The following is a 24,120-nucleotide window of genomic DNA, read 5'->3' as shown; positions in this document are numbered from 1 at the left end:
GATTGGATAAATTATGAAACGACAAAAACCTCTCATTGCTATAAGCTCATGCCTTTTAGGTGAAAATATTCGCTACAATGGTGGCCATTGTCGTGAGAATTGGATTTATTCAGAATTATCTAAATTTGTTGATTTTCACCCAGTCTGTCCAGAACTTGCGATGGGACTGGGTGTTCCAAGAGAAGAAATTCATCTCTTTCGCACCACTAGAAAAGATAATGAAGTAAAGCTGCGCTCAAAGTTCACAAAAGAAGAGCTTACTCAGACAGCTTATATTACATATGAGTCAATCGAAGATGATTTAAAGAACTTAGATATCGACGGCCATATATTTACGAGGAAGTCTCCTACTTGCGGCCCAGATAACGTAAAGACCATTACATTAGATGATCCAAATTATGTGAATAAATCAACTGGTTTATATGCAGGATTCATTATGGATCAATTCCCTAACCTTCCTTATATCGATAATGGAAGAATTAAAAATATTGAACTACGAGAAAACTTTGTAAAAAAGATATTTTCACACTTTCGTTTTAAACAACTAAATGGAACGATGAGGGACTTACAATTATTTCATCAGATGCATAAATATGCCATCATGGAACATAATCAAGAGAATATGAGAACTCTCGGTCGTATTGCTGCTAACCATGAAGGTTTACCAGCACAAAAAGTTTACCAAATATACTTTAAGTTATTTATGGAAACGATTTCAATTCTTCCAACTCGTAAGAATAGACTAAATGCTTGCTATCATGTCTTTGGATATTTTAAGAATGATTTAGGAGCAGGAGAAAAGAAAGCCTTGTTAAACTTAATGGAAGATTATCAAAATGGTGTTTCAAATTACCTCACAATAAACTCGTTTCTAAACGTATTAACAGAGGCACATCAAAAGGCATATTTACAAGACCAATATATCTTTGAACCGTACCCAAAAGAATTAAAGCTATTAAAAGATATTGCATAATATGAGTTCTAAGAAAGTTAATATATTCTGGTTTCGTCGAGACCTTCGATTAAAAGATAATCGCGGCCTTCTTCATGCACTACAATCACAGAAAGAAGTCCTGCCTATATTTATCTTTGATACAAATATTTTGTCGAAGTTAGAAGATGAAAATGATCTTAGAGTAAGTTTCATTCATGATGCAATAACTGACCTCAAAGAAGAATTAAACAATCTTGGAAGTGACCTACTTGTCTTAACGGGTGATCCCCTTACTGAATACAAAAAGCTTATAAAAGAATATAATATCGAAGAAGTCTATACAAATGAAGACTACGAACCATATGCGATTAAAAGAGACAAAGCAATTGCTTCTTTTTTAGAAAAAGAAAACATTAGTTTTCACCAATATAAAGATCACTGTATTTTTGCTAAAGACGATATTTTAAAAGATGATGGCAAACCATATGTAGTCTACACTCCTTACAAAAATAAATGGCTAGCAGAATTAAGGCCAAAAGACATTGCGACCCTTGAGACTCATAAATACTTTGATAATTTTAAGAACTTTAAGGCAGAAACCTTACCAACGTTAGAAGATCTTGGTTTTATCTATAATGAGAAAGCTGATGAACAAGTAAAAACGATTAAAGGTCGAATAATTGATGACTATGATAAGAACCGTGATATTCCAGCTCTCGATGCGACATCAAAACTAGGTATCCATTTAAGATTTGGAACCATATCTCCTCGTAAATGTGCACAAGTAGGATATAAGAAAAATGATACATGGTTAAGTGAACTAATCTGGCGAGAGTTTTTCATTCAAATCCTCTATCACTTCCCTCATGTCGAGAATGCTCCATTTAGAGAGAAATATAAAAGTATAAAATGGAAGAATAATAAAAAAGAATTCAAGAAGTGGTGTGAAGGAAAAACAGGTTTCCCAATAGTTGATGCTGGGATGAGAGAATTAAATGAGACAGGCTATATGCATAACCGAGTTCGTATGATTGCAGCTTCTTTTTTAGTTAAGGATCTTCTCATTGACTGGCGCTGGGGCGAGAAATACTTTGCTCGCAAATTAAATGACTTTGAACTTGCTTCTAATAATGGAAATTGGCAATGGGTGGCAGGAACTGGTTGTGATGCTGCCCCATACTTTCGAATTTTTAATCCCTATACACAGCAAAAGAAATTTGATCCAGATTTTGAATATATAAAGAAATGGATTCCAGAATACGGAACTGATAAATACCCTGATGAAATAGTCGATCACAAAATTGCATATCACGAAACCATCAGGGTATATAAAGAATGTAATTAATCAATCTTACAACTGATATTACTCATCACTTTCTTGTACTTAGGTTATAGGAAGACAAATTAAGCTAAATATAATTATCCTGACATTCTGACTTTTTATAAGTCAGACCAATTAAAATTTAATAAGTATTGGAAAATATAAAAGAAAAGGCCCAATAAATGGGCCTAAAAGTTATTTGAGAATTTCTAATTTTTAAGACATGTCTCAATCTTACGAGTTACAGTGAAGTCTGACCCGTAGTCATCGCTTAGGTTATATGTCGTTTCAATATAGTCTTTTAAACGATAATCATCTTGAACCTTTACTTCACAGCTAAGTAATTCAATACGATCATGAGCTCCTTGATAATAACGGCCATTCATATCAAAAGAAGCTTGCTCAATTTGAGCACATACTTCATTTACATTACCGACAAAGCAAAATTGTCTTTCTCTCTTTGTATCGTTTACATCATAATTGAAGCTAGAATCACTGAAACCAATAACTGTCCCTAATTGAGCATCATTAGTGATAATAAAAGTTGATTGTGGCTGATGTGCAAATACAGAAAAAGCACTCAGTAGAATAATAGATTTTAAGATATTCATATTAAGCTCCCTAATATTACAAAATATTTAGCCTATCAGTAACACAGCATGCCTAAGAATAAAATAATATAAATGAAACCCTAAAAATTTATCACGAATGTGGTATTTTCTGAATCTTCCTCAACCAGAAGTTGATATCCTGAGTTTTCAATGATTTGCTTTGTGATGGCCAAGCCTACACCAAAGCCTGAGCCGTCCTTCTTTGTAGTCTTACCCATTTCAAAGATATTCTTTAACTGATCCCTTGGAATCCCATTTCCAGAGTCTACAATCTTAATAAACCGCTGACTTGATGAAGTAATGACCTTTATCCAAGGTGTATCTGTTGTTTTTATCTCTTCAAGTGAGTTCTTTATCAAGTTAACTAAACACAAGCTTAGCTCTGTTTCATTGCCATCTATATCAAAATCATCAATCTCAAGCTCTACTTTCACCTTATCCTTATCAATCTTTTCTTGTACGAGATCAATTGCTTCCATTGTGACATCTGAGATTTTGATTCTCTCTTTGTGAGAATCATAATTCTTCTTAAAGATATTCATGTAGAGGTCAGTAACTTCCAGAATCTTTGCAATATGTTTACGGAGTTTTTCTGTATATCGGCGTTGATCTTCTAATAATTCTTTTTCTAGACGATTATTTGCCGTATTTAAGACAAAGAGATGATTTCTAATATCATGAGCAATACTAGCTGAGGCAAAGCCAAATTGGGCAACTTTAGAGAGCTTAACCATATCTTTTTCAAGGTTATACATCTTTGTAAAAGCCAAATCCTGGTAATAAATATTAAATCGCATGGATTCAAAAACGTAGCCCAGATAATAGATAGGAACGAGATAACCAATTGTTTCTGTCCCTATAGATGTATCCCATATCGATGCAAATAAAGTAACAATTAATCCCATTTTAAAAAGATACTCGTCCTTGTTTCGTCTATTTAATTCCTTCCAAACGACGATAGTAGAATAGAGAATAACGACTAATCCCATAACACCTGTTAGAACAACTAAAAGACTGGGATAGATTTGTAGATTTAATGCTTTTGTAAAAAGTGTTGATGGTGGAATTTCCCGAGGCTTAAATATCAAATCAACAGAAGTGAAGAGGTAGAGAAAACCTCCAATGACAACATAGACCGAATGGGCCACACAAAAGAACTTAGAGAACCACAGCTTTTTAAGATCATATCCAAAAAAACCCTCTATCGCCTTTAGGTAACAATAATAAGTCCAATATGCGAAGAACCAATACGTAATTAAGAGGAAATTAGAAAGTTTAGGATCTGAGACATGAGTATTTACAGCAATTAAAACGGCATAAGCTCCGGCCGAAAGACACATAAGAATAGGCCAGAAAGCCTTCACATTTAGGTGTTTCCGATAAGTATAGGCACCAATTGATGCTTGGTATAGGAAATATGAAAATGCGAAGATAGTTACATACCGAGTAACTACTATATATTCATCAACACTCATAATATAAAATATACATTATTTAGACTAATTAAACACTTAAAATATAGAAATACTTTAAAAAATTCTCTGAAGCTTAACTAATTTAACAAAAAAGGGAGCTTATACGCTCCCTTAATTACCTAAAAAATTTTACTAAATTTTATAGCTTACAAGTGAAACTAAAGTCGTATTTTTTGAATAAAAAGCAGCGAAATGTCTCTCTAATAGTGACTGAACCTCCATTTAGAGTTATTGTTTTCTTGTAACCACTTTCTCCTCCATAACTTCCACAAGCATCACCTCCTGGGCGATTAGAGTCCTCAGAAACAAGTAGCGTGTTAGCATCGACAAGCTCAGCTGAATCAGAAAAAGCATGGGCCACAGGGGTAAAATAATATCCAGTGTTTCTAAAATAAATACTTGTTGATTGAGTATCTTTTAGAATTTCAATTTGGCATTCACCTGTTCCTCTTTCATTTGTATTAGAAGATACTCGTCCTTCTTGTCCGTCAAGCTTTTCGAGGCTCTTAAGGAAACTTGAGACATTACCGGCTGCGAATAAATTAGACGAAGCCATAACTAGAATTAGGGGTAAAACAAATGATTTCATATAGTGCTCCTGAGTGATTTTTGAATTTAATAGTCAATACAAGAAACTTCATGAGATTGCACGAAGGTATGTAATTACTTTAGGACCACAACATTAAAATAAGACCTCAAAAGTAGTATTCTTAGAATCTTTTAATAGACCTAATTGAAATCCAGAACGCATAAGAAGTGCCTTTGTGATAGCAAGCCCAACCCCATGTCCACCAACACCCTTCTTAGTAGAATATCCAAAATTAAATATTTCGGAAGCAATTTCATTAGAAATTCCTTGACCACAATCAGTAACACAAATACTTCTCTTGCTTGCGTAGGCATGAACTTGGACCCATGGAGACTGATACTTATCAACACAAGAGACTTCTTCAAGGGCATTCTTTAATAAATTCACTATACTAATAGTGATCTCCGTTTCATTACAATAAATTGAAAAGTCTTCGATATCTACAATTAGCTCAACATTAGAATTTTTGTACTTTGGAGCTACGAGCTCAATGGCCTCATCAACGATCTTCTTTACAGAGACGTTATTCTTTTCATTTGCATTATTCTTATTAAAAACATTCATATAAAGATCTGTGATCTCTGAAACTTTATTAATGTGTTTATTTAAAGATTTATAATTCTGCTGTGGGTCCTCCTCCCTTCCTTTAATAAGTTTATCAATTCCTATTTTAAGAACAAATATATGATTTCTAATATCATGAGCGATACTTGCAGCAGCAAATCCAAATTGAGCAATTCGAGAGAGTCTTACAACTTCATTCTCTAGGTTGAATAATTTACGATACACCTTTCTTTGAAAATATAGATTAAAACGTACTGCTTCAAATGCATTACCGAAATAATACAGAGGAAGAATTGCACCTGAGATTTCAAGTCCCAATGCAGTATCATTTAAAACAGCGAGAAAAGTTACAATAATTCCAAGCTTTAGTAGAACTTCATTTCTTTTTAATCGATTTAATTCAATCCAAATGACAATACATGTATAGAGAACAACTAAAGCACCGAGACCTCCTAATATTTTACCATATATATTTGGAGAAACATTAAAGTGCATTGTCTGAGCAAAGAGATTGGACTTGACGTAGTTGTGCTCATCAAAAAGAAAGTTGTGATTAAAAAGCAGTGTCGATATGGCACAAACAATCTGAACACTAACTAGAAACACACAATATAGCTTCGCAAACTCAAGCTTCTTTATACGTCTTTTTAAATAAACTTCTATGGTTCTTATGTAACTGTAAAAAGACGAATAAGCACAAACCCAGAAGATCATTAAAAGAAAATCTGATAACTTTTGGTTGATGAAATGAGTATTGAAAGCAAAAACAAAGCAATATGCCGCAGTCGTCAAACACATGACCATTGGCCATAAAGCTTCTCTTTCTTTGAGCTGTGTATAATTAACTAAACTTGCAAAAAGTTGGTAGATAAAAAACGAAAACACAAAAGTCGTTAAGTAACGCGTGAATGCGATATATAGGTCTAGCTCCACCGACCTTCTCCAAAGATTAATTAATAAAGTTGATAAATAGCTTATATCGATACACTCTAATAAAGCAAAGAGTAAACTATCTTAACAAATAAATATTTTCAGACACTTATCTAATTAATTTTAAAAATTATCTCAACAATTGATAGAGAACGTCGTATTTTTACAACCTTTCTCAAGTTTTAAAGAAAAACCAGAGCGCTGCAACAATTCATTTGTTATGGCCAGCCCTACTCCATGACCTCCAGATTTCTTTCCTGTATAGCCAAACTTGAAGATTTGTTCTGCTTGCTTTTGATCGACCCCATCGCCACTATCGACTACAAGTATCTTATTTTTTTCAATATCACTTTTAAGCAAAACCCAAGGATTGTCCTTCTTTTCTTTAACCTCTTCTAAAGAGTTTTTTATAAGATTAACGAGGCAAATTACCATTTCTGCTTTATTACAAAATATTTTAAAATTTTTAGTTTCTTCTAAAAATCGAACATTAGTATTTTCAAACTTTGGTAAGATTAGTCCCCTAACATCTTTTAAAATCTCATTAAAGTCTAATTCTTCTTTTTGAGAACTAATATTATTCTTAAAAATATTCATATATAGATCGGTGATTTCTAATATACCCTCATTATACTTTTTTAAATCTTCATAAACCTTATCAGTTGTCGAATATCGTCCTTTTATTAGTTTATCAATTTTAACTTTCATTACGAAAACATGGTTCTTGATATCATGTGCAATACTAGCCGCTGCATATCCAAACTGAGCGACTTTAGATAAGTGAACTACTTCTGACTCGAGGTTGTACATCTTACGATGGGCCTTTTTAAGAAAGTGTAAATTAAACCGTAGAGCCTCAAAGGCATTAGCAAAATAATAAATAGGAATCAAGCTTCCTGAAACTTCTAAGCTTATAAAAGTATCATTCAATACAACGAGAATATTAAATATAACACCTATTCTCAGTAAGTATTCCTCAAGATTTCGTTTCGAAATTTCTCTCCAAATAACAAAACTAACATAAAAAACGCAAAGAGCTGCACTGCCTCCGACTAGGTTTCCGATCAAATTTGGTGAGATTGCGATATTCGTCGATTGATAAAAGAGGCTATCTTTTATTTGTGACTGCGGTGAAAACATAAAGCTATAATCAAAAAAAGCGTAAGAAATAAGAGAAAGAATCTGAAAGATGCCCAGAGATAGGATATACACTTTGATATATTTTATCATCTTAGTGGAGCTTCCAAAAAAAGCCTCTATAGCATGCATATAGGCGTAAAAAGCACAAAAAGCAAAAATCCAAAGACTATTTAAAATAATGTTTGAGTTTTTTATGTCTAGTACATGAGTATTTACAGTAAAGAAAAGGCAGTAAAAGGCTGAAGCAACTGACATCAAAGTATACCATAAAGTCGAGCGGTCTTTTAAATTGTAATAATTTAAAAAGCCATTTATTGAGTGGTAAACAAAGAATGAAAAGAAGAAAATCGTAGTATAACGAGTTATATTCGTATACGTTATAATATCCACAACATACCTTTTTCTAATTTAGTTAAATGTCCATTATGATAAAAACACTATCATACGACAAATAAATACTATTTCGAATGTATAACTGTAGCTTAAAACAACTGTAAATGCCTAATATTACAGGCTTAATTTTTGTATACTTTGTAAAATCCTTCTTAAGACTGTCCAATTTTTGATCTGCAATGTGAATATTACATAAATGAACATATTTTAACCGTTTTCTCTATATTAGAAGTTATGAAAACATTAAAAATAAAAGTAACAAAAAGTTTAATTCTATCAACCCTTCTCATGGGGCAATTTGCTCAAGCAGATAAGCTTAATGATGAGATTTTTTTTCAAAAAGACAAATATCAAACTGTCTATGAAAGTGATTGTGAATGGCGCTATGAAGGTTGTGTCACAGTTGATGAAAACGAGTTAGATCTTCGCTCAAATGCCAAGCATATGCTTGATGAAATCTATAGTTGTAAGAATACGATACAAGGCTGTAGTGAAGAAGAACAAAAGAATATCGATAGAATGGAAGGAATTAAGGGACGAATTGGAAACAAGGCCATTTATGGTGGAATGTCCCCACAAGAGTTCTCAAATTACCTTCGTAAATTTGATTCATCTAATAATAAGAAAGGATATTTCATACCACTAGGTTTAAGTGATAAAGAGCTCCTAATGCTAGCAGCTTCCACTTCACTTGGACTTGTTATGTTTGGCTCTGACCAAGAAACAATGGACTTTGTCCAAGATCATAAGAATGGCTTTACAGAAAAACTCGTCTACCCAACAAATAATCACGACAAAATGATTCTTGGAGGAGCAGCCGCCGGATCATACTTTTTAGGTGTTGTTATAAAAGATGGAAAACTTAAAAAGGCAGGACTCTATGTTTTAACAAGTCAAATTGCTACTCAGATTGTAACGGAAGCATTTAAGAAAGGCTTTGGGCGACAAAGACCAAATGCTGACCAAGGGCCATATGCTTTTGGAACAACTGGAAAATCATTCTTTTCAGGTCATTCTTCAGGAGCTTGGTCATTTGCAACAGTTTTTGCAGAAATTTATAAAGATAATAAAGTTGTTCCATATCTTGCCTATGGAGTTGCAGCACTAACTTCATACGGACGCCTTCATGATAGAAAACATTGGCTATCTGATGTCTTTGCCGGTGCAATTGCTGGACATCTAATAACTAAGCTTGTTATTAGAATGCATGAAGGCGATGATTCAAATGGAGGACTAATGGTCTTTCCTTCTTGGAATCGTGAAACTGGAACTTTCATGGTCAACTTTGAATGGAGACCTAGAAATAATACAAAAACTGAATTCAAATGTAAGAAGTTACCTGAGGGTAAAGATAGAATTCGTGCTTGTATATATGAAGCATTTTTAAGATCGCAATAAAATAAAATTGGAGAAATCTATGAAACTCAAATCCCTTGCACTTATTCTCTTAATGGGAGTTAGTGCACACTCTCAAGCAGCTCGTCTCTGGGCCTCAATCCCCTTTATAAGAGGAGCAGACTTGTGTGCATACAAACAAGCTTATTCTCAAACACGTTCTGAGTATATGCGTGAAATGACAGGATTAGCATCTCAGCTCATGCAATCTGGAGCAAAGGGAGATGAAGCCTTGGATCTTCTTGTTACTTTCGATGCTCTATATGACAAGAATGTGCGCCTTGCTACACAATATAAGTATATGGATGTAACTCTAGAAAATACTCTTAAGGCATATTTTGATAGCTATTATCGTAATTTTCCAGTGGTTAATCGTAAGCTAGAATTCGTCCATATGAATAATATTCGCTACATTATGGACTCTATAAATAATGGGCAACGTCCAGGATGGATTCCAAATAATGCAGGAGCTTTAGTAGACTATATGGCATATGGATCTTATTCATATGCACCTAATTGCCGTGGTGGAATTCAGGTCACACTTACTCTAGTAAGTTCTGATGGGTCGACGAAAACATATCAAGGACAAGGACAACCATCTGTTGTTATGTCTCAAATTGCCTCTACAATGTTTGAAGATTTTCAAAGAACAAAGTTTCCAGCAACGGTACAAATAGGACGTCGCAATCTTACAATTGTAGGAACACATAACGGATCAGTAGGTCAAGCGACTTCAATGAGACAAGCAGAAAGAGCTTGTGACAATATTTATGCAAGACTTCCTAATGCAAATGAACTAGAAGCTATTGATGCTTATGGTGATTGGAATGGAGGTGTTTCAATTGGACAAACGGTTTGGGCCATTAGTGGTGGAAAAGTTTATCATCCAGGTCTTATGAATCCGACACCAGTAAGAAACCCATGGTCAGTAAATACTAAGGTGTATTCTTATTATTGTGTACGCTAAATTTTAAATAACTTCTTAATATCTGCGTCGGGCCTAATCTGTCCGGCGCGATAATCCATGACCTTTTTTCTCTTCTCATTAAAATAGTGGTGTAAATGAATCAATACACCAAACTTATCATCTAGCTCCATTTTTGAAATTAAAAAGCCAGCTTTAAGTTTAGGTATAATAACAGAATTATTCGTAGCACAGTGGCGAGAATAGACCATTTGAAATCCTTCCGCTTCTAGAATTGCCAGACACTTGTCTAAAATGGCCCCATAAATACCTTGTCTTCGATATTGTGGAAGTACTGCTGAATTACACATATAAAATGTTGTACTACTTTCTTGATATCCCCAACTCCAGCCAAGGAAGTTTCCTTCTTTATCAAAGGCGGCCAAACATAACTTAAAAGGTTCTCCTAAATTTTCTTGGAGTCTTTTTACATTTGAAAGTTCTGTTTCTGACAGAATATCCCATAGTACATAACTATGATCATCTTCAAAAACATCGTTCTTATACTTATAATAGTATTTATTAAAGTCTTGCGAATTTAAGATTTGAATATCTATTTCTTTCATAGAAATAGTTTAGCTCTTAGAAATAAAAGGACAAGTTAAAAAAGAGAAGGTGGCCAAGTGTTATGGCCACCCTTCAAGAAACTAGAATCTAAAACCAATACCGATCCCTACAAGTAAAGGGTCGATATCAACTTCAGCATTCACAACACCAGATCCTGTATCAACAGTTGCATCAGCTTGTAAGTAAAGCTTTTTCACATCAAGGTTGAGATATAAATTCTGAGCAACTTTGATATCAGTTCCTAGTTGTAAGGCATATCCAAATGCATCATCATACTTTGTCGAGACCATATCTCCCGGTACCTCTCCATAAAAGATTGTATAGTTGATACCAGCACCTACATATGGTTTGAAGTCTCCAAATTCCATATGGTATTGCGCTAATAAAGTTGGAGGTAGTAAAGAAACGCTACCAAGGCTTCCTGTTCCATTGAGGTTTACATCATGAGTTGCTGTTGCAAGAATTAACTCAAGTGCAAAGTTTTGATTGAAGAAGTAAGAGAAGTCGATCTCTGGAACTGATTCATTATTAATTGCAATATTACCACCGATATTGTCTGAAACATCAGGGCTTACGCTTAAGGCCCTTACACGAACCATTGAATTTCCCTCTGCAAATGAGAGAGAACTAAACATTAGAAAAAATAAAATTGAAACGATTGATGTTTTTTTCACAAAAACTCCTTTGAAATTTCTATGAATTAAAAATATCAAAGGAGATTTTAAAATATTATGAGTTAGATCAGAGTAATAAAAAAAGCCTACAAAGTAGGCTTAATTTTATTTTAGTAGTGGAATCCCCACTTTTTCATAAAGTCATGGTCGCTTTCATCAAAGAATGGCCACCAACCTTGTGAACCTAAGTGCTCACCTGTTTCGAAATCAATAGTGTGGTTAATCCAACCAGTTGGCTCTGGGCCAACGAAACGACGAAGAACAATTCGACCATCTACAATGTAGTCTGAACGATGGTAAGTAACAGTAAAAACTGAGCCATCATCTTTCTTTCTAAAAAATCTAATAACTTCACGGTCTGTTAAGTCATCACTAAGAAGCCACATAACAGTTGTATCACCAAAGTCTTTGGCCTTATACCAACCACCAACTAGGTAATCGTGTTCCATATTTGATACCATTGAGCGAAACTCTTGGTATTCATTCATAAGAGTCTTAGCGTCTGGGTTACTATAACCAAAAACTAAAACTGGTAACATCGCCAGCATTAAAACGATTGATTTCATTAAATTCTCCTTAAAAATTAGCGAAAAACATATTCGCAATAAAAACCATCGATGACAAGAATTTGCAAGTTAAAAAAGTCAAAAAGTCGTCAATTATAGAGTAAAACTTATAGGAATATGCGTAAATAGCTGTAAATCACCTTAAAGACTGCTATACCTGCCTTATGCAAGTAAACGTTAGATACCTCGATAATTTAAAGATTGAAGCCAGTTTTGATGACTTTAAGATCATCTCAGATCAGCCTGTTCGCTACAAAGGTGACGGGACAGCTCCTGGACCTTATGACTATTTCCTGGCCTCTTCGGCCATGTGTGCTGCTTATTTTGCAAAGGTCTATTGTAAAAGCAGAGATATCCCTACAGAGGATATTCGTATAAGTCAGCAAAATATAGTGGACCCTGATAATCGTTACAAGCAATCATTTGTTATACATGCCGAGCTTCCAGCTTCAATATCTGAAAAAGATAAGAAAGGAATACTTGCTTCAATGAATCGATGTACTGTTAAGCGAGTTATTCAAAATGAAATTGATTTTAAGATAGAAGCAAAAGAAATACTTGGTAACGATGTCAAACTTGACTACGAAGTAAATGAAACCAAGACGATGATTCCAGGTAAAGATTGTTCTTTAGAAGAAACAATAAAGAATATGACAGGACTTCTAGCAAATCTGGGAATTCAAATTGAAATTGCATCATGGAGAAACCAAGTTCCTCATGTTTGGTCAGTTCACATTCGCGATGCTGACTCTCCGATGTGCTTTACAAATGGAAAAGGTGCCACAAAAGATGCGGCCCTTGCTTCTGCTCTAGGAGAATATCTAGAGCGTATTAGCACGAATTACTTCTACAGCGATTACTACCTTGGTGAAGATATCGCTAATGCAGAATTTGTTCATTACCCAAATGAGAAATGGTTTGAGATTCCAAATGATGAGTCTATTCCGACTGGATTAATGGATGAGACACTTCTTAATGCTTACGATAACGGTGGCGAGCTTAGGGCCTCAAATTTAATTGATACAAACTCAGGAAATAAAGAGCGTGGAATCTGTGCTCTACCTTTTGAGCGTCAATCTGATGGCCAAACGGTTTACATACCGGCCAATCTCATTGCGAATTTATTTGTAAGTAATGGAATGAGTGCTGGAAATACAAAATATGAAGCTCGCGTGCAATGTCTATCAGAAATTTTTGAAAGAGCTGTAAAAAATCAAATTATTACAGAAGAGATCACACTACCAGATGTTCCAAAAAATGTTTTAGAAAAATATCCTACGATACTGGAAGGTATTAATAAACTTGAAGAAGCGGGCTTTCCAATTGTTGTAAAAGATGCATCTCTTGGCGGGAAATTTCCAGTGATGTGTGTCACTTTGATGAACCCAAGAAATGGTGGTGTATTTGCATCCTTTGGAGCACATCCACGTTTTGAGGTTGCTTTAGAGAGAAGTCTTACAGAGCTACTACAAGGTCGAAGCTTTGAAGGGATGAATGACACATTCCCTCCAACATTTAATGAATTTGCTATTCGTGAACACAATAATATTGTTGATCACTTTATTGATTCAACAGGAGTTATCTCTTGGCGCTTCTTTGGTGCTAGACCACAATACGAATTTAACGAGTGGAATTTCTCAGGCTCAACTCAAGAAGAATACCAATATCTAATGGGAATCTTAGAAGAGCTAGGTAAAGAAGTTTATATAGCAGATTATAACGAGCTAGGAGCAAGTGCTTGTCGTATTCTTGTTCCAGAATACTCAGAAATTTATCAACCAGAAGATCTGATTTGGGACAACCATAATCAAGCACTAGACTTCAGAGAAGATATTTTAAATCTCCACTCTTTAAACAATGAAGACCTAAGTTCACTAATTGAGCGACTTGAAGACAGTGAGCTTGATAATTACATGCCAATTTCTGAATTAATCGGAGTTGCATTTGATGAAAGTACTGTATGGGGACAATTAGTTATTGGAGAACTCAAGGCACTTGGTTATCTTGCTCTACAAAATTATGAAGAAGCTAAGCATCTCGTCGAAATGCTTGGTACATTCAACGATAATACAATAGAAAGAAGACGCTTTTATCAGGCTCTCAATAATGCACTTGATATAGAACTGGCAGATGATCTTGAAATAGCGGATTATCTTGAAAGCTTCACTAAGATGTATGGCCCTGAATTAATGGAGCGAGTAACTAAGACATTAACCCTAGAGAATCGCTTTGATGGCCTAACTCAGACAAATTCTAGTCTTGTAGGTATTGATAAGCATCTAAAGTTAATTGAAAGTTATAAAAAGCTACAATTGGCACGCCACAACTTTTCTAAATAAATCTTTATGGTAACCTCTATTAGTTAAAACTATGGAGGTTATCACATGAGTACAAATATAAATGAAATTAAATTTAAAGATGGAAAAGGCCTAGATAAAACAATTAAGGACTTTGATGCTAAAGCATATCTTGTAGTCAATGTTGCTTCAAAATGTGGACTTACACCACAATACGAAGGGCTACAAAAACTATATTCTGAATACAAAGATAAAGGACTTGAAATTCTTGCTTTTCCAGCAAATGAGTTCTTACAACAAGAGCCAGGTACTAATGAAGAAATTCAAAACTTCTGTTCAATGGAGTACAACGTAACATTTCCAGTGAATGAAAAGATTGTTGTTAAAGGAGAAGGTCAACACCCACTCTATCAAGCTTTAACAGAAGGGAAAAAAGAAGCCGTAAGAAATGACAAACCAGACTTTGAGCAATTACTTACAAGCAAAGGTCTAATCTCAGGACAAGCTCATGATATACATTGGAACTTTGAAAAATTCCTTTTAAACGAAAATGGAGAAATTGTTGAAAGATACTTTCCTGACATTGATCCAAGAGATGAAAAAATCACTTCAAAAATCAAAGAACTTATTTAATAAGAAAGGACCTGCTTTAGGCAGGTCCTATATTTATTACCAATCTAGTGAACTTCTATCACAAGTTACAATATAGCCTGTAGTCCCAACTTGATGAGTCGGCCCAAAAATAATCTGTACTCCGTTAAAGTCTTGTTGTGAAGAAACCTGAATCCCTTGATCTTTATAATTTGTTGTAAAAGATGCTTGTGGACCAGAAGCTTTATCGACAAGAGCAACTTTAAATTCAATATTATCTACAACAGTACTCATTAGATTGTAACGACTAGAATTGTCTCTTTTTATTTCAAATTCTTCACCAAAAACAGTGTCATCTGAGTACTTTGAAACGTTACAAGTGTAATCTGGAAAATCAACATTTGAAGCAAATGCAGAATAAGAAATTAAAGTGGCAATTAAAATTAGAATGTTTTTCATATATCCCCCTAGTTAAGATGAAATTAAATCATCATTAAGATTAACTTTTATTTTTTCTTGGGGAGTAATTGTTGAGAGTCATTTATATCAAGAATTAGATTAATTAGTAGATATCAAGTATATTTTATAGAGTACTGTTAAGTTTTTGATCAAAAAAAAAGTGAGTTAATAATGAAAAAACTAGTATTTTTTGTTCCTGTAGATGACGCACAAGAAGTAAAAGAGGTCATCTTTAATGCCGGTGCTGGAACCATTGGAAACTATGACAAATGTTCATTTGAGACAGAAGGTATCGGTCAATTTCGTCCAAATAATCAAGCAAATCCCCATATTGGCGAATCCGGAATTATTGAAAAAGTAAGAGAACTTAAGGTGGAAACGATTTGTCCTGATGATAAAGTTAAAGAAGTAATTAAGGCGTTAAGAACGGCCCATCCCTATGAGGAGCCAGCAATCGACCTTTATGAACTCGTAAATTTTTAGGAGGAAATATGACTTCATTGAAAGAGAAAACATGTATACCTTGCCAAGGAGGAGTACCTCCCCTACCTCTTGAGGAAAAACTAAGCCTTAAAGAGCAAATCGACAAACGTTGGAGCTTCACCAATGATAAAACAAGGCTGACTCTTGAAGTTGATTGCGAAAAGTTTGACCAACCAATGAAAATTGCAAATGAAATCGCAAAGGTTGCAGATGAGCAATGGCACCATCCTGATCTACACGTAAGCTTTGGTAAGCTGAAAGTTGATCTTTGGACACATAAAATTGATGACTTAGTGGAAAGTGATTTTATATTTGCAGCAAAAGTAGACGATATCTTAAAGTCTAATAATCTATAAAAAATTCAAAACATCTATTATTTAGGGAGAAGTATCGCTATAAGTAAGACATGAAATCTAAAGCTTTACTCTCCCTCTTTCTAACATTGTATTGTTTAACAACTTCGGCAAAAGTATTCAATGTCATGGCCCCTTTAATCATAGGTGATCCAAATAACTTGTCGTCTGAATATTCAAAAGCTGAGTTACGAAAATTTCAAGATCAATTAAAGGAAATAAAGTCCCTAGGAGCAACAGGAGTTAGTACTGATATCTGGTGGGGACTAATAGAAAAAGAAGATAATAAATTCAATTGGCAATACTATCAAGTGTTAAGTGATCTTATTATAGACGCTGGCCTAAAGTGGGTTCCGATTCTATCATTCCATCAATGTGGTGGAAACGTTGGTGATACATGTGATGTACCAATCCCAAATTGGTTATGGCAAAAGTATGGTGCGAGTGCCATGTCTAAAAGTGAGCAAGGAAACTTTTCAAAAGAATATCTATCTGTTTGGTCTACCCACAAAGCGATCAATGAGTTTTATGAGGTCATGGACTCATTTAAAATGAACTTTTCACATAAGATGAAAGATATATATGAAATTAATGTAAGCCTTGGCCCTGCAGGTGAGCTTCGTTATCCTTCATATAATTCACACGATAATGGATCAGGTTATCCAACACGTGGAGCGCTTCAAGCCTACTCTGAGCTAGCAGTAGAAAGCTTTAGAAACTACGTTAGAAATAAGTATTCTAATATTGATACTGTAAACTTCATGTGGGGCTTTAATCTATCTTCTTTCAAAGAAGTTGCACCTCCTAATCCTTTCTTCTTTTTTCCAGCTCAAGAACAACATACTAATTATGGTAAGGACTTTTATAATTGGTATTCTAAAAGTTTACGAGAGCACGGAAAGAGAATTCTTGGAGCGGCCATTGATACCTTTAGATCAGAGGCCCATATTCAATTAGGCTTTAAAGTACCAGGAATACACTGGCGAGTTGCACCAGGTGCTGATCGATTGGCAGAGCTTAATGCAGGACTGATATCAACTGATCAAGATATCTTTAGTGATAAAACAGGTCATGGTTATAATAGAATCATCGGTATTATCAATGAGCTTAGAAGAGAGAAGGACTTTCATCAATTAAATTTTCATTTCACTTGTTTAGAAATGAATAATCTTGAAGGTCCAACAAATGCTCAAAGCTATGCGAAGGCATTAGTATTCTGGGTTGCTCAAGAAGCACAAAGACAAGGCGTACGTATCTTAGGAGAAAATGCTTTAGCAGGTACACTCTACTCCCACAAATCTTGGGATAATATTGCAGATGCACTCTACTTTGGAAACTATGATGGAGTTACTTTTTTACGAATGGGTACGATCCTAAGCAGTCAGCTAGCAAAAGATAGATTTAGACAAATGACAAAACAATAATTACAAGTACTTATATAGAAACCACTCACCAGAAAGGTAATTTTACCGCATTTAATGGTCCTTGGAGTATTTGGTAATTAAGGTAAAATAATTTAGGAACAAGTGAGGGGTTTATGAAGAGTTTAAAGATTGTAGCTTTGTTAAGCTTAATAATTTCATGTCAAAATCAAAAGAGTGAACGACAAGTTGCCTCAGTCAATGCACTTCAACCAAAAGTAGAACAAGGTGAAGTCTGGGGACAAGATGAAGTAGCAAATATGAGTCGTGTCGGTGAGATTTTCAAAGAAACACTAATCGAAGCGACAGGAAATAATAAAATCATGAAAAGGGATGCTCATCCAAAACATCATGGCTGTGTAAAGTCAGAACTTACAATTGATAATTCTAAACTACCTCAGAAACTAAGAGTTGGCCTATTTGAAGAAAATAGAAAATATCAAAGTATTATTCGCTTCTCTAATGGAGACCCTGATCCTTCAAAAGCAGATATCGAAAAAGATATTCGAGGTATGGCCGTAAAAATAATCGGCGTTCCCTATCAAAACTATCTTCAAGATATAGGTCTTGAAGGAAATAAGAATATCCACGATCTAGTTATGATGAATGCTGATAGTTTCTTTATTGCAAATCCTAAAAAGTATGAAAAATTTATGGAAGCAACACAAGGACGATTTGGTGTTATTGGATACTTACTGACTCATTGGGGATCACTTAAGAGAATAATGAAGGCACGAGTTGAAGTCTCAAATCCACTTGATATCGACTACTCTTCAGCAACACCTTACAAACTAGGTAGTACCAGCATGAAAATGAGCTTTAAATCATGTCGTAAGAACAAGGATACGATTCCAGACAATCCTAGTCATGATTACTTAGGAGAGCGCTTAGCAAGAACTCTTAAGAGTGAACAAGGTTGTTTTGACTTCTATATTCAACCAAATAAAGATCCAAAAAAGAATAATATCGAAAATGCAATGCTATCGTGGGATGAGAAGAAATCACCACAAATTAAGGTTGGACGTCTAATCGTAAATAGGCAGCATCGAGTTCGTGACGAAATGAGAATGTCAGCATGTGAGAATATGACCTTTAATCCATGGCGAGCACCACAAGTTAATCGACCATTAGGAGGCGTAAATAGAATTCGTCTTGAGGTCTATTTGAATCAGTCAAAATTAAGACATGACTATAACGGGATATAGGATTCTATATCCCCTTTTAAATCCCATCATAGAAACGTGAGACCCTTGCCATTTTTGCCCATTCAGAAAGAGTCATTTGAACGGCCATCTCGACATCTTCTTTTTCAAAGGACTCACCTTTTCTTTTCATCTCTATTAATTCACGATCAATTTTTCCCATTTCATCAATAAAGTACTGTCTTGCTTCAACGATTTGTTTCTTATCTTCTGAAGTAAGCTCTCTAAATGTCCCTCTTTGATAATCAAAGTAGCGCCCCTCTTCAAATCGATTTAGAGCGATCGATGCTGTTACAACATCAGACTTCAATCGATTTAAGAAAGGATCGCTAACAATCCCCTTAAGGTCATTGTCGATCATATCTTCATTTACACGAACGATAGGCATATTTGAACGAGTCACTTCGTTTGGTAAGCTTTCCCATTTAAACTCTTGCACTGTCGTTGTAATTTTTCTCATATGATCACCGAGAATATCCAACTTACGCGTTGAATCTCTAAGTTCAAGACCAATCTTAGTATGATTTTCTATTGGTGATTTACCGTAGAGATCTCCACGAATCCCCATTGAAAAGAATTTATGACTTTGTAATGAAATACTAGATAGAGATGACGGCAAAGTATTATTAACACTAGCACGTGCTCGTTTGGGAGCATCTGAGTCAAAATGAGCAACACTTGTTAAATAGTTCCCATGAAGTCCTTCTTCCATTCCTTTTAAGTATAAATAATCATTTGCTTGTTTTGACCATAACTGAAAACGGTCAAAATGTTTATAATCTTTAGGCATATCAAATACAACATGAGTATGAAATGAATGTCTTTCACCTGTAAATTTCGAAACTTCAGAAACTTCATCAAGAGTACGTTCTAAATTAATTTCATATTTCTTATTAGTTATTTCCCAAGTATAGCTCTTGTCAGAGGAATCATGCCCTAACTCTTGTGAATAACCACCAATGTATTTAGGCTTAAACTCTGTTCCAGTTATACGGTTTTCAGATACTGAATCTTTCTTAACATTAGTAGCTTCTTTTATTCTTTTTAATCTTTCGTCACTCGGTATCTGAAGCCATTCCTCATCACTAATGCCAGTTGTCTTAAACCATAAAGTAATATCTTCAATATTACTTTCTTTTTCAAACGAGAATGTAACGAGAGTTCCAGGTGGTCCCCTAATTGGTCTTACATTTTTAAAATATTTATTTCGGGCCATGAGGTAGCGAAGAGAATCGCTATTCTTTTCAACACCATCTTTTAACAAGAAGTCATATAAATAGAGAGCATGCGCATCTGATTTAACCCACTGATCAAACTTCTTAAACTTTTGTGCACTACTTGATGACTTAACGATATTTGAATAAAGAGATAGAACATCACTATATGCATCCCCATCATTGAGTGAAGAGACTAATGAGCGAGGATTTCTAATGTCAGAAATATCTTCCCCAAGTCTTTGTGCATATGCTTTAAATTTCTGTTGCTCGTCTTTATTAAGGCCATTGATCATTTGTCCTAATTGATTTTTTTGAGATTCATTGAGCTCTTGTGTCCCCTTTATCCTAAGTGAATTGTAATATGAATCATCTTGAAAATTAAAACGTCTTCCATTTAAACGATCTATTGCCGCAATTGTTCTTTTACGATCTACATTATTTATACTCTCGTTAATAATCTTACCTGTATCTATATCTAGATATGAAATTGATAATTCATTTCCATTATCTGATTTGATAACAGGGTTAGCGAACTTACGAATTTTATTTTCTTTAGAGCGAATAGCAACTAATTGTATTCCTTGACCGATTTGAGGAGCAGAAAGAAAATCATGTTTTTCTTCTTTTATAATCTCTTCTAACTTAGCTGATATAGCTCTTGTATTTGAGTTCTGGGCCTCTTCTGGACTTAGGGCCCTAGCGGTTTTCTTTTTCGCTAGATCTTCATCCGATACAATTGATGATTGTGGTTTTTTTGTATGTTCTGAAACGACCTCTTTAAGTCGTTTCACCATCTTTGGACCTTTAAAGATCAGCGCAACAGCAGCGGCAGGAGGCATAATTACCTCGCCAACGATCTCACATACTCTTGCCTGTCTTGCTTTTTGATTATAACAACCTAATGTATAGTAGGTATCTTTAATCATATTAGAGATGGCATCCATCCCCATCTTCATAATATCTTTAGCAACAAGAAGTGATGCATCCACATCATCGCCTGTTTCTTCATAAGCTTTATCAAATTCAATAGCTAAGTAATTCTTAAAAGAATCATAGTATTCACCGAGGGCCTCATTCTTTTCTTGTCGTAATTCAGAATCAAACACATAACCAAGGCTTCCCTTTATCATTTCAACAACAAATTCAAAAAGGTTCACGAGTGAGCGCCAAAGTCCTCGAAAACAATTATATATGAAAGAAAAATTTGTAATATCGATTTCATTTTCATCGATACTTTCACAAGTTATCTTCTCGTCTTCTTCAACATCCTTACACGCATCGCTATTTTTAACGACCTCACAAAAACTTTTAAATGTATCTTCAGACAAAGGTCCTTTAACTGAGTTTTTAGAACTACAACTAATATAGTCATAAGTATCTGTTACTGAGCCAAAAGATCTAAATTGATCAATTATGTCACTATTACTAAATGCTAGGACATTAAAACTTAGAAAAAGAATAATAATAGAAGTTAATAGTTTTCTCATTTACGACTCTCCCACTTAAGAGTCGATTGAAAAAAGCTACTTATTACTTCTTTGTTTAACTTGTCTTTATCAAGAGAAGTAATGAGACTAATAACACGTTTATCATTTAAAAAAGTGTGTCTTTCATAAAAATAATTTTTAAGACCTTTACGATCAATATAATAACCAGAAATTGTTAACTCATCATTCTGCCACTTATATTCAAAAGCATTCCAATCACTAATCCCTAAAAACTTCATTCCATTTCGCTTTTTCTTTTCAAGTGACTTAACAAATTTGTCACGCTTATCCATATTAGCTAAAAATGATTTTGATGATTTTAAAACTTGAGTTGATCCTCTAATACTTTTTGTTTGGGTACTCTTCCAAATCGTCGTATTTCCAATTTCACGCTTTGGTTGCCATATAATTTTTGAAGCAAACGTCTGAAATAGAATGAAAAATAATAATAAGAACTTAGGGAATCTCATACCTATCTCGTCGGCTATCATGAGTTAATACTTGAGGAATATTAAGGCCTTATCTCTAGAACAACATCTCGATCGAGGTCTTTTACTCGATTAAAACTGATACCACGTTTTTTTAGAATTCTCTCATATAAACGCTCATGGGCCTTTGATGTGAATATATAAATTCCATCCAGAGAATCATCTGCATCCATTGAAGTGATTAATTGGCCTAGTAATTCTTCGCTTAATTTGCGATCTCCTTTTTTATCATCAACAGTAAAACGAACCGCTTCTGCAACCTTTCGCCCAGGACGACGATCGACCTTTACCCCTGTTGCTTTTTCAAAGGGCATTAATTCATCAGCTTTTGAAGATGTTACAAAGGCCAGTCCACCTCTCATGGAATCAGCTGCCCCTTTTTCTGTACTAATAATCAAAGTGGTTCGATCTTCCATTTGTCGACTACTTTGAATGAAGTCTTTTACTTCATTTTCAGAGAGGTTTAATCTTCGCTGATAAGTATCTGAAACAAAATTCCAATAATTTGAACTCATTGTCCTAACTTCTTTATTTGAACTATTAAGATTTAGAACATAATAATCACCCTTCTCAATAGAAAGCTTATATCCTGCATCTCCAAATACTTCATTATCGATTGGCTTCTTTCCAAGATAAAAGCTAAGCTCATCCATTGTCTTAACATGGAAAAGACGGGAATTTGGATCATATTTCTTTGATAATTCAAAGGCCTGCTTAATTGGACCTAAAGATGAAAGACCACTTAGAGCTGTACTCACGGAAGTTAAGAGAATCTCTTGGCTTAGCTCCTCAGAACACTCTGTATATTTTTGATAATAAGTATGTTGCTTAGACTTTATAAAATTACTTAATAGAGATTCACATTGTTCTTTTTTCTCTGGGATTGCAACGAGATCTTTTGCAAAAAAAGTTGCACTAGAGAGTCCTGTCGTTGCTTTTGTAATTGAAGCATAGATTTCTTCTCTCATTCCCCACTTTGCTAATCCTAGGCCACGAAGCCCCCAAACACTTAATCTAAAGGCAGGGCCTGCAACAAAAGGAGCAACAAACATTCCAATCTCAAGGCCTAATTCCTTTATTTTCTGATCAGTTAAGTAACTTTTATTCCTCTCATAAAGACTGCACGCTAGACTTGGCTCTTTCATAACTTCTTTTCGCCAATCTAATGTTGATAAAATAGAGGAAGTTGTATCATCAACGACATCATTGCCATTTATAATATCAAAGAGGACTTTAATTCTCTCTTTTTGTAATTCCTCATTAACTTCTTCGTTGATAGCAAAGTCATATTGTCTTTGCTCAGGAGAAAATCGCGTATTAATCTCCCTTATTTGATCTTGAGCACCAGATAAATAATCAGAGTATGTTTTGACCAGTGCGGATTTAAGATCTCCCTCATCTTTACTTTTAATGATATTTTCAATTTCTGGCCCTGCTAAAATGGGGCGTTTAGAAAGTAGTAAAATCTTTAGCTTTTGAAGTTTTTTTAAATGCTCTTCATTTTCAATTCGCATCTTTGGACTACAGACTCTAAAGCAGATATTTAATTTATCTGAGACGATTTCAATTTGCTTGGTAATTTCTTTTAACTTTAAATAATCACTTTCAATATCTTTGAATTCATTTATATACCATTGCCTACTTTCATCCTCTTCGACAAAGTCATTACGTAAAAAGCGCAACATCCCTTTGTTATTGTCTATTTCAGCTTGAAGAAGGTCTTTTTTCTCTTCTACTTTTTCAATAATCCAATGCCAACGACGTAATGAATTTTCACTAATCTCTTTAGGAAGGATTGATTTGGGAATTTCAAGAGTTGAACAACTTGGATCTTCTAAACGAAGAGAATTACATAATTCCTCAATAGACTCTGCCCTAGTTACGATACTCGCAACAAGAGCAATAAAAATGATAACCCCCTCTAATCTCATAGGGTTCTTATCGGTTATATTGAAAATAAATCAAGAGAATATATAGAAGGATTCTTTGCGCGCCACAT

At 34.5% G+C, this 24,120-nt stretch carries 22 protein-coding genes; 10 read left to right on the top strand and 12 right to left on the bottom strand.

Annotation, left to right across the window (positions count from 1 at the left end; genetic code table 11):
* Nucleotides 1–13: 13 nt before the first annotated feature.
* Nucleotides 14–973, top strand: coding sequence for a DUF523 and DUF1722 domain-containing protein (locus tag ACN5L8_RS12060; RefSeq protein ID WP_120405162.1), 960 nt, complete (start codon nt 14–16; stop codon nt 971–973).
* Between the two features lies 1 nt (nt 974).
* Nucleotides 975–2,279, top strand: coding sequence for a cryptochrome/photolyase family protein (locus ACN5L8_RS12055; protein WP_120405163.1), 1,305 nt, complete (start codon nt 975–977; stop codon nt 2,277–2,279).
* A gap of 185 nt (nt 2,280–2,464) precedes the next feature.
* Here the strand turns inward: ACN5L8_RS12055 and ACN5L8_RS12050 are convergent, their stop codons facing one another.
* The 5 genes from ACN5L8_RS12050 to ACN5L8_RS12030 form a co-directional block, all read right to left on the bottom strand.
* Complete coding sequence (locus tag ACN5L8_RS12050; protein ID WP_120405164.1) at nt 2,465–2,866, bottom strand: hypothetical protein; 402 nt, start codon at nt 2,864–2,866, stop codon at nt 2,465–2,467.
* Between the two features lie 80 nt (nt 2,867–2,946).
* Complete coding sequence (locus tag ACN5L8_RS12045) at nt 2,947–4,341, bottom strand: sensor histidine kinase (RefSeq protein WP_120405165.1); 1,395 nt, start codon at nt 4,339–4,341, stop codon at nt 2,947–2,949.
* A 139-nt stretch (nt 4,342–4,480) separates the two neighbouring features.
* Nucleotides 4,481–4,930, bottom strand: coding sequence for a hypothetical protein (locus ACN5L8_RS12040; protein WP_419173132.1), 450 nt, complete (start codon nt 4,928–4,930; stop codon nt 4,481–4,483).
* A gap of 93 nt (nt 4,931–5,023) precedes the next feature.
* The gene (locus tag ACN5L8_RS12035; RefSeq protein WP_419173131.1) at nt 5,024–6,427 is read right to left on the bottom strand and encodes an ATP-binding protein; all 1,404 of its coding nucleotides are present in this window, start codon (nt 6,425–6,427) and stop codon (nt 5,024–5,026) included.
* 132 nt (nt 6,428–6,559) lie between these two features.
* Complete coding sequence (locus ACN5L8_RS12030; RefSeq protein ID WP_419173130.1) at nt 6,560–7,564, bottom strand: sensor histidine kinase; 1,005 nt, start codon at nt 7,562–7,564, stop codon at nt 6,560–6,562.
* Between the two features lie 627 nt (nt 7,565–8,191).
* On the opposite strand from ACN5L8_RS12030, the gene ACN5L8_RS12025 reads away from it, so the two are divergent.
* Both ACN5L8_RS12025 and ACN5L8_RS12020 read left to right on the top strand, forming a co-directional pair.
* Nucleotides 8,192–9,355, top strand: a complete 1,164-nt coding sequence (locus ACN5L8_RS12025) for a phosphatase PAP2 family protein (RefSeq protein ID WP_419173129.1) — start codon at nt 8,192–8,194, stop codon at nt 9,353–9,355.
* Between the two features lie 19 nt (nt 9,356–9,374).
* Entirely contained in the window at nt 9,375–10,319 is a 945-nt protein-coding gene (locus ACN5L8_RS12020) for a hypothetical protein (protein WP_419173128.1), read from the top strand.
* On the opposite strand, the gene ACN5L8_RS12015 is transcribed toward ACN5L8_RS12020, so the two are convergent.
* The 3 genes from ACN5L8_RS12015 to ACN5L8_RS12005 all read right to left on the bottom strand — a co-directional run bounded on the left by ACN5L8_RS12015 (nt 10,316) and on the right by ACN5L8_RS12005 (nt 12,123).
* Entirely contained in the window at nt 10,316–10,882 is a 567-nt protein-coding gene (locus ACN5L8_RS12015) for a GNAT family N-acetyltransferase (RefSeq protein WP_114705217.1), read from the bottom strand. The genes ACN5L8_RS12020 and ACN5L8_RS12015 overlap by 4 nt on opposite strands.
* A gap of 81 nt (nt 10,883–10,963) precedes the next feature.
* Nucleotides 10,964–11,557, bottom strand: a complete 594-nt coding sequence (locus ACN5L8_RS12010) for an OmpW/AlkL family protein (protein WP_419173127.1) — start codon at nt 11,555–11,557, stop codon at nt 10,964–10,966.
* Between the two features lie 110 nt (nt 11,558–11,667).
* On the bottom strand, nt 11,668–12,123 hold the full coding sequence (locus ACN5L8_RS12005) for a hypothetical protein (protein WP_419173126.1): 456 nt from the start codon (nt 12,121–12,123) through the stop codon (nt 11,668–11,670).
* Nucleotides 12,124–12,287: 164 nt separating this feature from the next.
* On the opposite strand from ACN5L8_RS12005, the gene ACN5L8_RS12000 reads away from it, so the two are divergent.
* Both ACN5L8_RS12000 and ACN5L8_RS11995 read left to right on the top strand, forming a co-directional pair.
* The gene (locus tag ACN5L8_RS12000) at nt 12,288–14,462 is read left to right on the top strand and encodes an OsmC domain/YcaO domain-containing protein (RefSeq protein WP_419173125.1); all 2,175 of its coding nucleotides are present in this window, start codon (nt 12,288–12,290) and stop codon (nt 14,460–14,462) included.
* 45 nt (nt 14,463–14,507) lie between these two features.
* Nucleotides 14,508–15,053: a glutathione peroxidase gene (locus tag ACN5L8_RS11995; RefSeq protein ID WP_114705222.1), complete on the top strand. Its 546-nt coding sequence runs from the start codon at nt 14,508–14,510 to the stop codon at nt 15,051–15,053.
* A gap of 36 nt (nt 15,054–15,089) precedes the next feature.
* Here ACN5L8_RS11995 and ACN5L8_RS11990 read toward each other — a convergent pair whose 3' ends face one another.
* A complete protein-coding gene (locus tag ACN5L8_RS11990) occupies nt 15,090–15,470 on the bottom strand; it encodes a hypothetical protein (RefSeq protein ID WP_412473593.1) in 381 nt (126 codons plus the stop codon).
* Between the two features lie 171 nt (nt 15,471–15,641).
* Between ACN5L8_RS11990 and ACN5L8_RS11985 the strand changes: the two genes are divergently transcribed.
* From ACN5L8_RS11985 to ACN5L8_RS11970, 4 genes are all read left to right on the top strand, one after another.
* A complete protein-coding gene (locus ACN5L8_RS11985; protein WP_412473594.1) occupies nt 15,642–15,953 on the top strand; it encodes an NGG1p interacting factor NIF3 in 312 nt (103 codons plus the stop codon).
* Nucleotides 15,954–15,961: 8 nt separating this feature from the next.
* A complete protein-coding gene (locus ACN5L8_RS11980) occupies nt 15,962–16,309 on the top strand; it encodes a 4a-hydroxytetrahydrobiopterin dehydratase (RefSeq protein WP_419168285.1) in 348 nt (115 codons plus the stop codon).
* A 50-nt stretch (nt 16,310–16,359) separates the two neighbouring features.
* Nucleotides 16,360–17,730 carry a family 14 glycosylhydrolase gene (locus ACN5L8_RS11975; protein ID WP_419173124.1) on the top strand — a complete coding sequence of 457 codons (1,371 nt, stop codon included), beginning with the start codon at nt 16,360–16,362 and terminating at the stop codon, nt 17,728–17,730.
* Nucleotides 17,731–17,843: 113 nt separating this feature from the next.
* Nucleotides 17,844–18,932 carry a catalase gene (locus ACN5L8_RS11970; protein WP_419173123.1) on the top strand — a complete coding sequence of 363 codons (1,089 nt, stop codon included), beginning with the start codon at nt 17,844–17,846 and terminating at the stop codon, nt 18,930–18,932.
* Nucleotides 18,933–18,948: 16 nt separating this feature from the next.
* Here ACN5L8_RS11970 and ACN5L8_RS11965 read toward each other — a convergent pair whose 3' ends face one another.
* The 3 genes from ACN5L8_RS11965 to ACN5L8_RS11955 are packed head-to-tail and all read right to left on the bottom strand — an operon-like array spanning nt 18,949 to nt 24,052.
* A complete protein-coding gene (locus ACN5L8_RS11965; RefSeq protein ID WP_419173122.1) occupies nt 18,949–21,633 on the bottom strand; it encodes a hypothetical protein in 2,685 nt (894 codons plus the stop codon).
* Nucleotides 21,630–22,103 carry a hypothetical protein gene (locus ACN5L8_RS11960; RefSeq protein WP_419173121.1) on the bottom strand — a complete coding sequence of 158 codons (474 nt, stop codon included), beginning with the start codon at nt 22,101–22,103 and terminating at the stop codon, nt 21,630–21,632. Before ACN5L8_RS11960 ends, ACN5L8_RS11965 begins: the two co-directional genes overlap by 4 nt.
* Before the next feature lie 41 nt (nt 22,104–22,144).
* Nucleotides 22,145–24,052: a hypothetical protein gene (locus ACN5L8_RS11955; RefSeq protein WP_419173120.1), complete on the bottom strand. Its 1,908-nt coding sequence runs from the start codon at nt 24,050–24,052 to the stop codon at nt 22,145–22,147.
* Nucleotides 24,053–24,120: the final 68 nt, after the last annotated feature.

Source organism: Halobacteriovorax sp. (assembly GCF_048381875.1).
GTDB classification, from domain to species: domain Bacteria; phylum Bdellovibrionota; class Bacteriovoracia; order Bacteriovoracales; family Bacteriovoracaceae; genus Halobacteriovorax_A; species Halobacteriovorax_A vibrionivorans.
Note: the sequence above shows the minus strand (reverse complement) of the source record. Positions and strands in the feature narration are given on the sequence as shown.

Coding starts and splice junctions, on each gene's coding strand:
- ACN5L8_RS12060 (WP_120405162.1), top strand. CDS start 14: ATGAAACGACAAAAACCTCTCATTGCTATAAGCTCATGCCTTTTAGGT.
- ACN5L8_RS12055 (WP_120405163.1), top strand. CDS start 975: ATGAGTTCTAAGAAAGTTAATATATTCTGGTTTCGTCGAGACCTTCGA.
- ACN5L8_RS12050 (WP_120405164.1), bottom strand. CDS start 2,866: ATGAATATCTTAAAATCTATTATTCTACTGAGTGCTTTTTCTGTATTT.
- ACN5L8_RS12045 (WP_120405165.1), bottom strand. CDS start 4,341: ATGAGTGTTGATGAATATATAGTAGTTACTCGGTATGTAACTATCTTC.
- ACN5L8_RS12040 (WP_419173132.1), bottom strand. CDS start 4,930: ATGAAATCATTTGTTTTACCCCTAATTCTAGTTATGGCTTCGTCTAAT.
- ACN5L8_RS12030 (WP_419173130.1), bottom strand. CDS start 7,564: ATGTTTTCACCGCAGTCACAAATAAAAGATAGCCTCTTTTATCAATCG.
- ACN5L8_RS12025 (WP_419173129.1), top strand. CDS start 8,192: ATGAAAACATTAAAAATAAAAGTAACAAAAAGTTTAATTCTATCAACC.
- ACN5L8_RS12020 (WP_419173128.1), top strand. CDS start 9,375: ATGAAACTCAAATCCCTTGCACTTATTCTCTTAATGGGAGTTAGTGCA.
- ACN5L8_RS12015 (WP_114705217.1), bottom strand. CDS start 10,882: ATGAAAGAAATAGATATTCAAATCTTAAATTCGCAAGACTTTAATAAA.
- ACN5L8_RS12005 (WP_419173126.1), bottom strand. CDS start 12,123: ATGAAATCAATCGTTTTAATGCTGGCGATGTTACCAGTTTTAGTTTTT.
- ACN5L8_RS12000 (WP_419173125.1), top strand. CDS start 12,288: ATGCAAGTAAACGTTAGATACCTCGATAATTTAAAGATTGAAGCCAGT.
- ACN5L8_RS11995 (WP_114705222.1), top strand. CDS start 14,508: ATGAGTACAAATATAAATGAAATTAAATTTAAAGATGGAAAAGGCCTA.
- ACN5L8_RS11990 (WP_412473593.1), bottom strand. CDS start 15,470: ATGAAAAACATTCTAATTTTAATTGCCACTTTAATTTCTTATTCTGCA.
- ACN5L8_RS11985 (WP_412473594.1), top strand. CDS start 15,642: ATGAAAAAACTAGTATTTTTTGTTCCTGTAGATGACGCACAAGAAGTA.
- ACN5L8_RS11980 (WP_419168285.1), top strand. CDS start 15,962: ATGACTTCATTGAAAGAGAAAACATGTATACCTTGCCAAGGAGGAGTA.
- ACN5L8_RS11975 (WP_419173124.1), top strand. CDS start 16,360: ATGAAATCTAAAGCTTTACTCTCCCTCTTTCTAACATTGTATTGTTTA.
- ACN5L8_RS11970 (WP_419173123.1), top strand. CDS start 17,844: ATGAAGAGTTTAAAGATTGTAGCTTTGTTAAGCTTAATAATTTCATGT.
- ACN5L8_RS11965 (WP_419173122.1), bottom strand. CDS start 21,633: ATGAGAAAACTATTAACTTCTATTATTATTCTTTTTCTAAGTTTTAAT.
- ACN5L8_RS11960 (WP_419173121.1), bottom strand. CDS start 22,103: ATGAGATTCCCTAAGTTCTTATTATTATTTTTCATTCTATTTCAGACG.
- ACN5L8_RS11955 (WP_419173120.1), bottom strand. CDS start 24,052: ATGAGATTAGAGGGGGTTATCATTTTTATTGCTCTTGTTGCGAGTATC.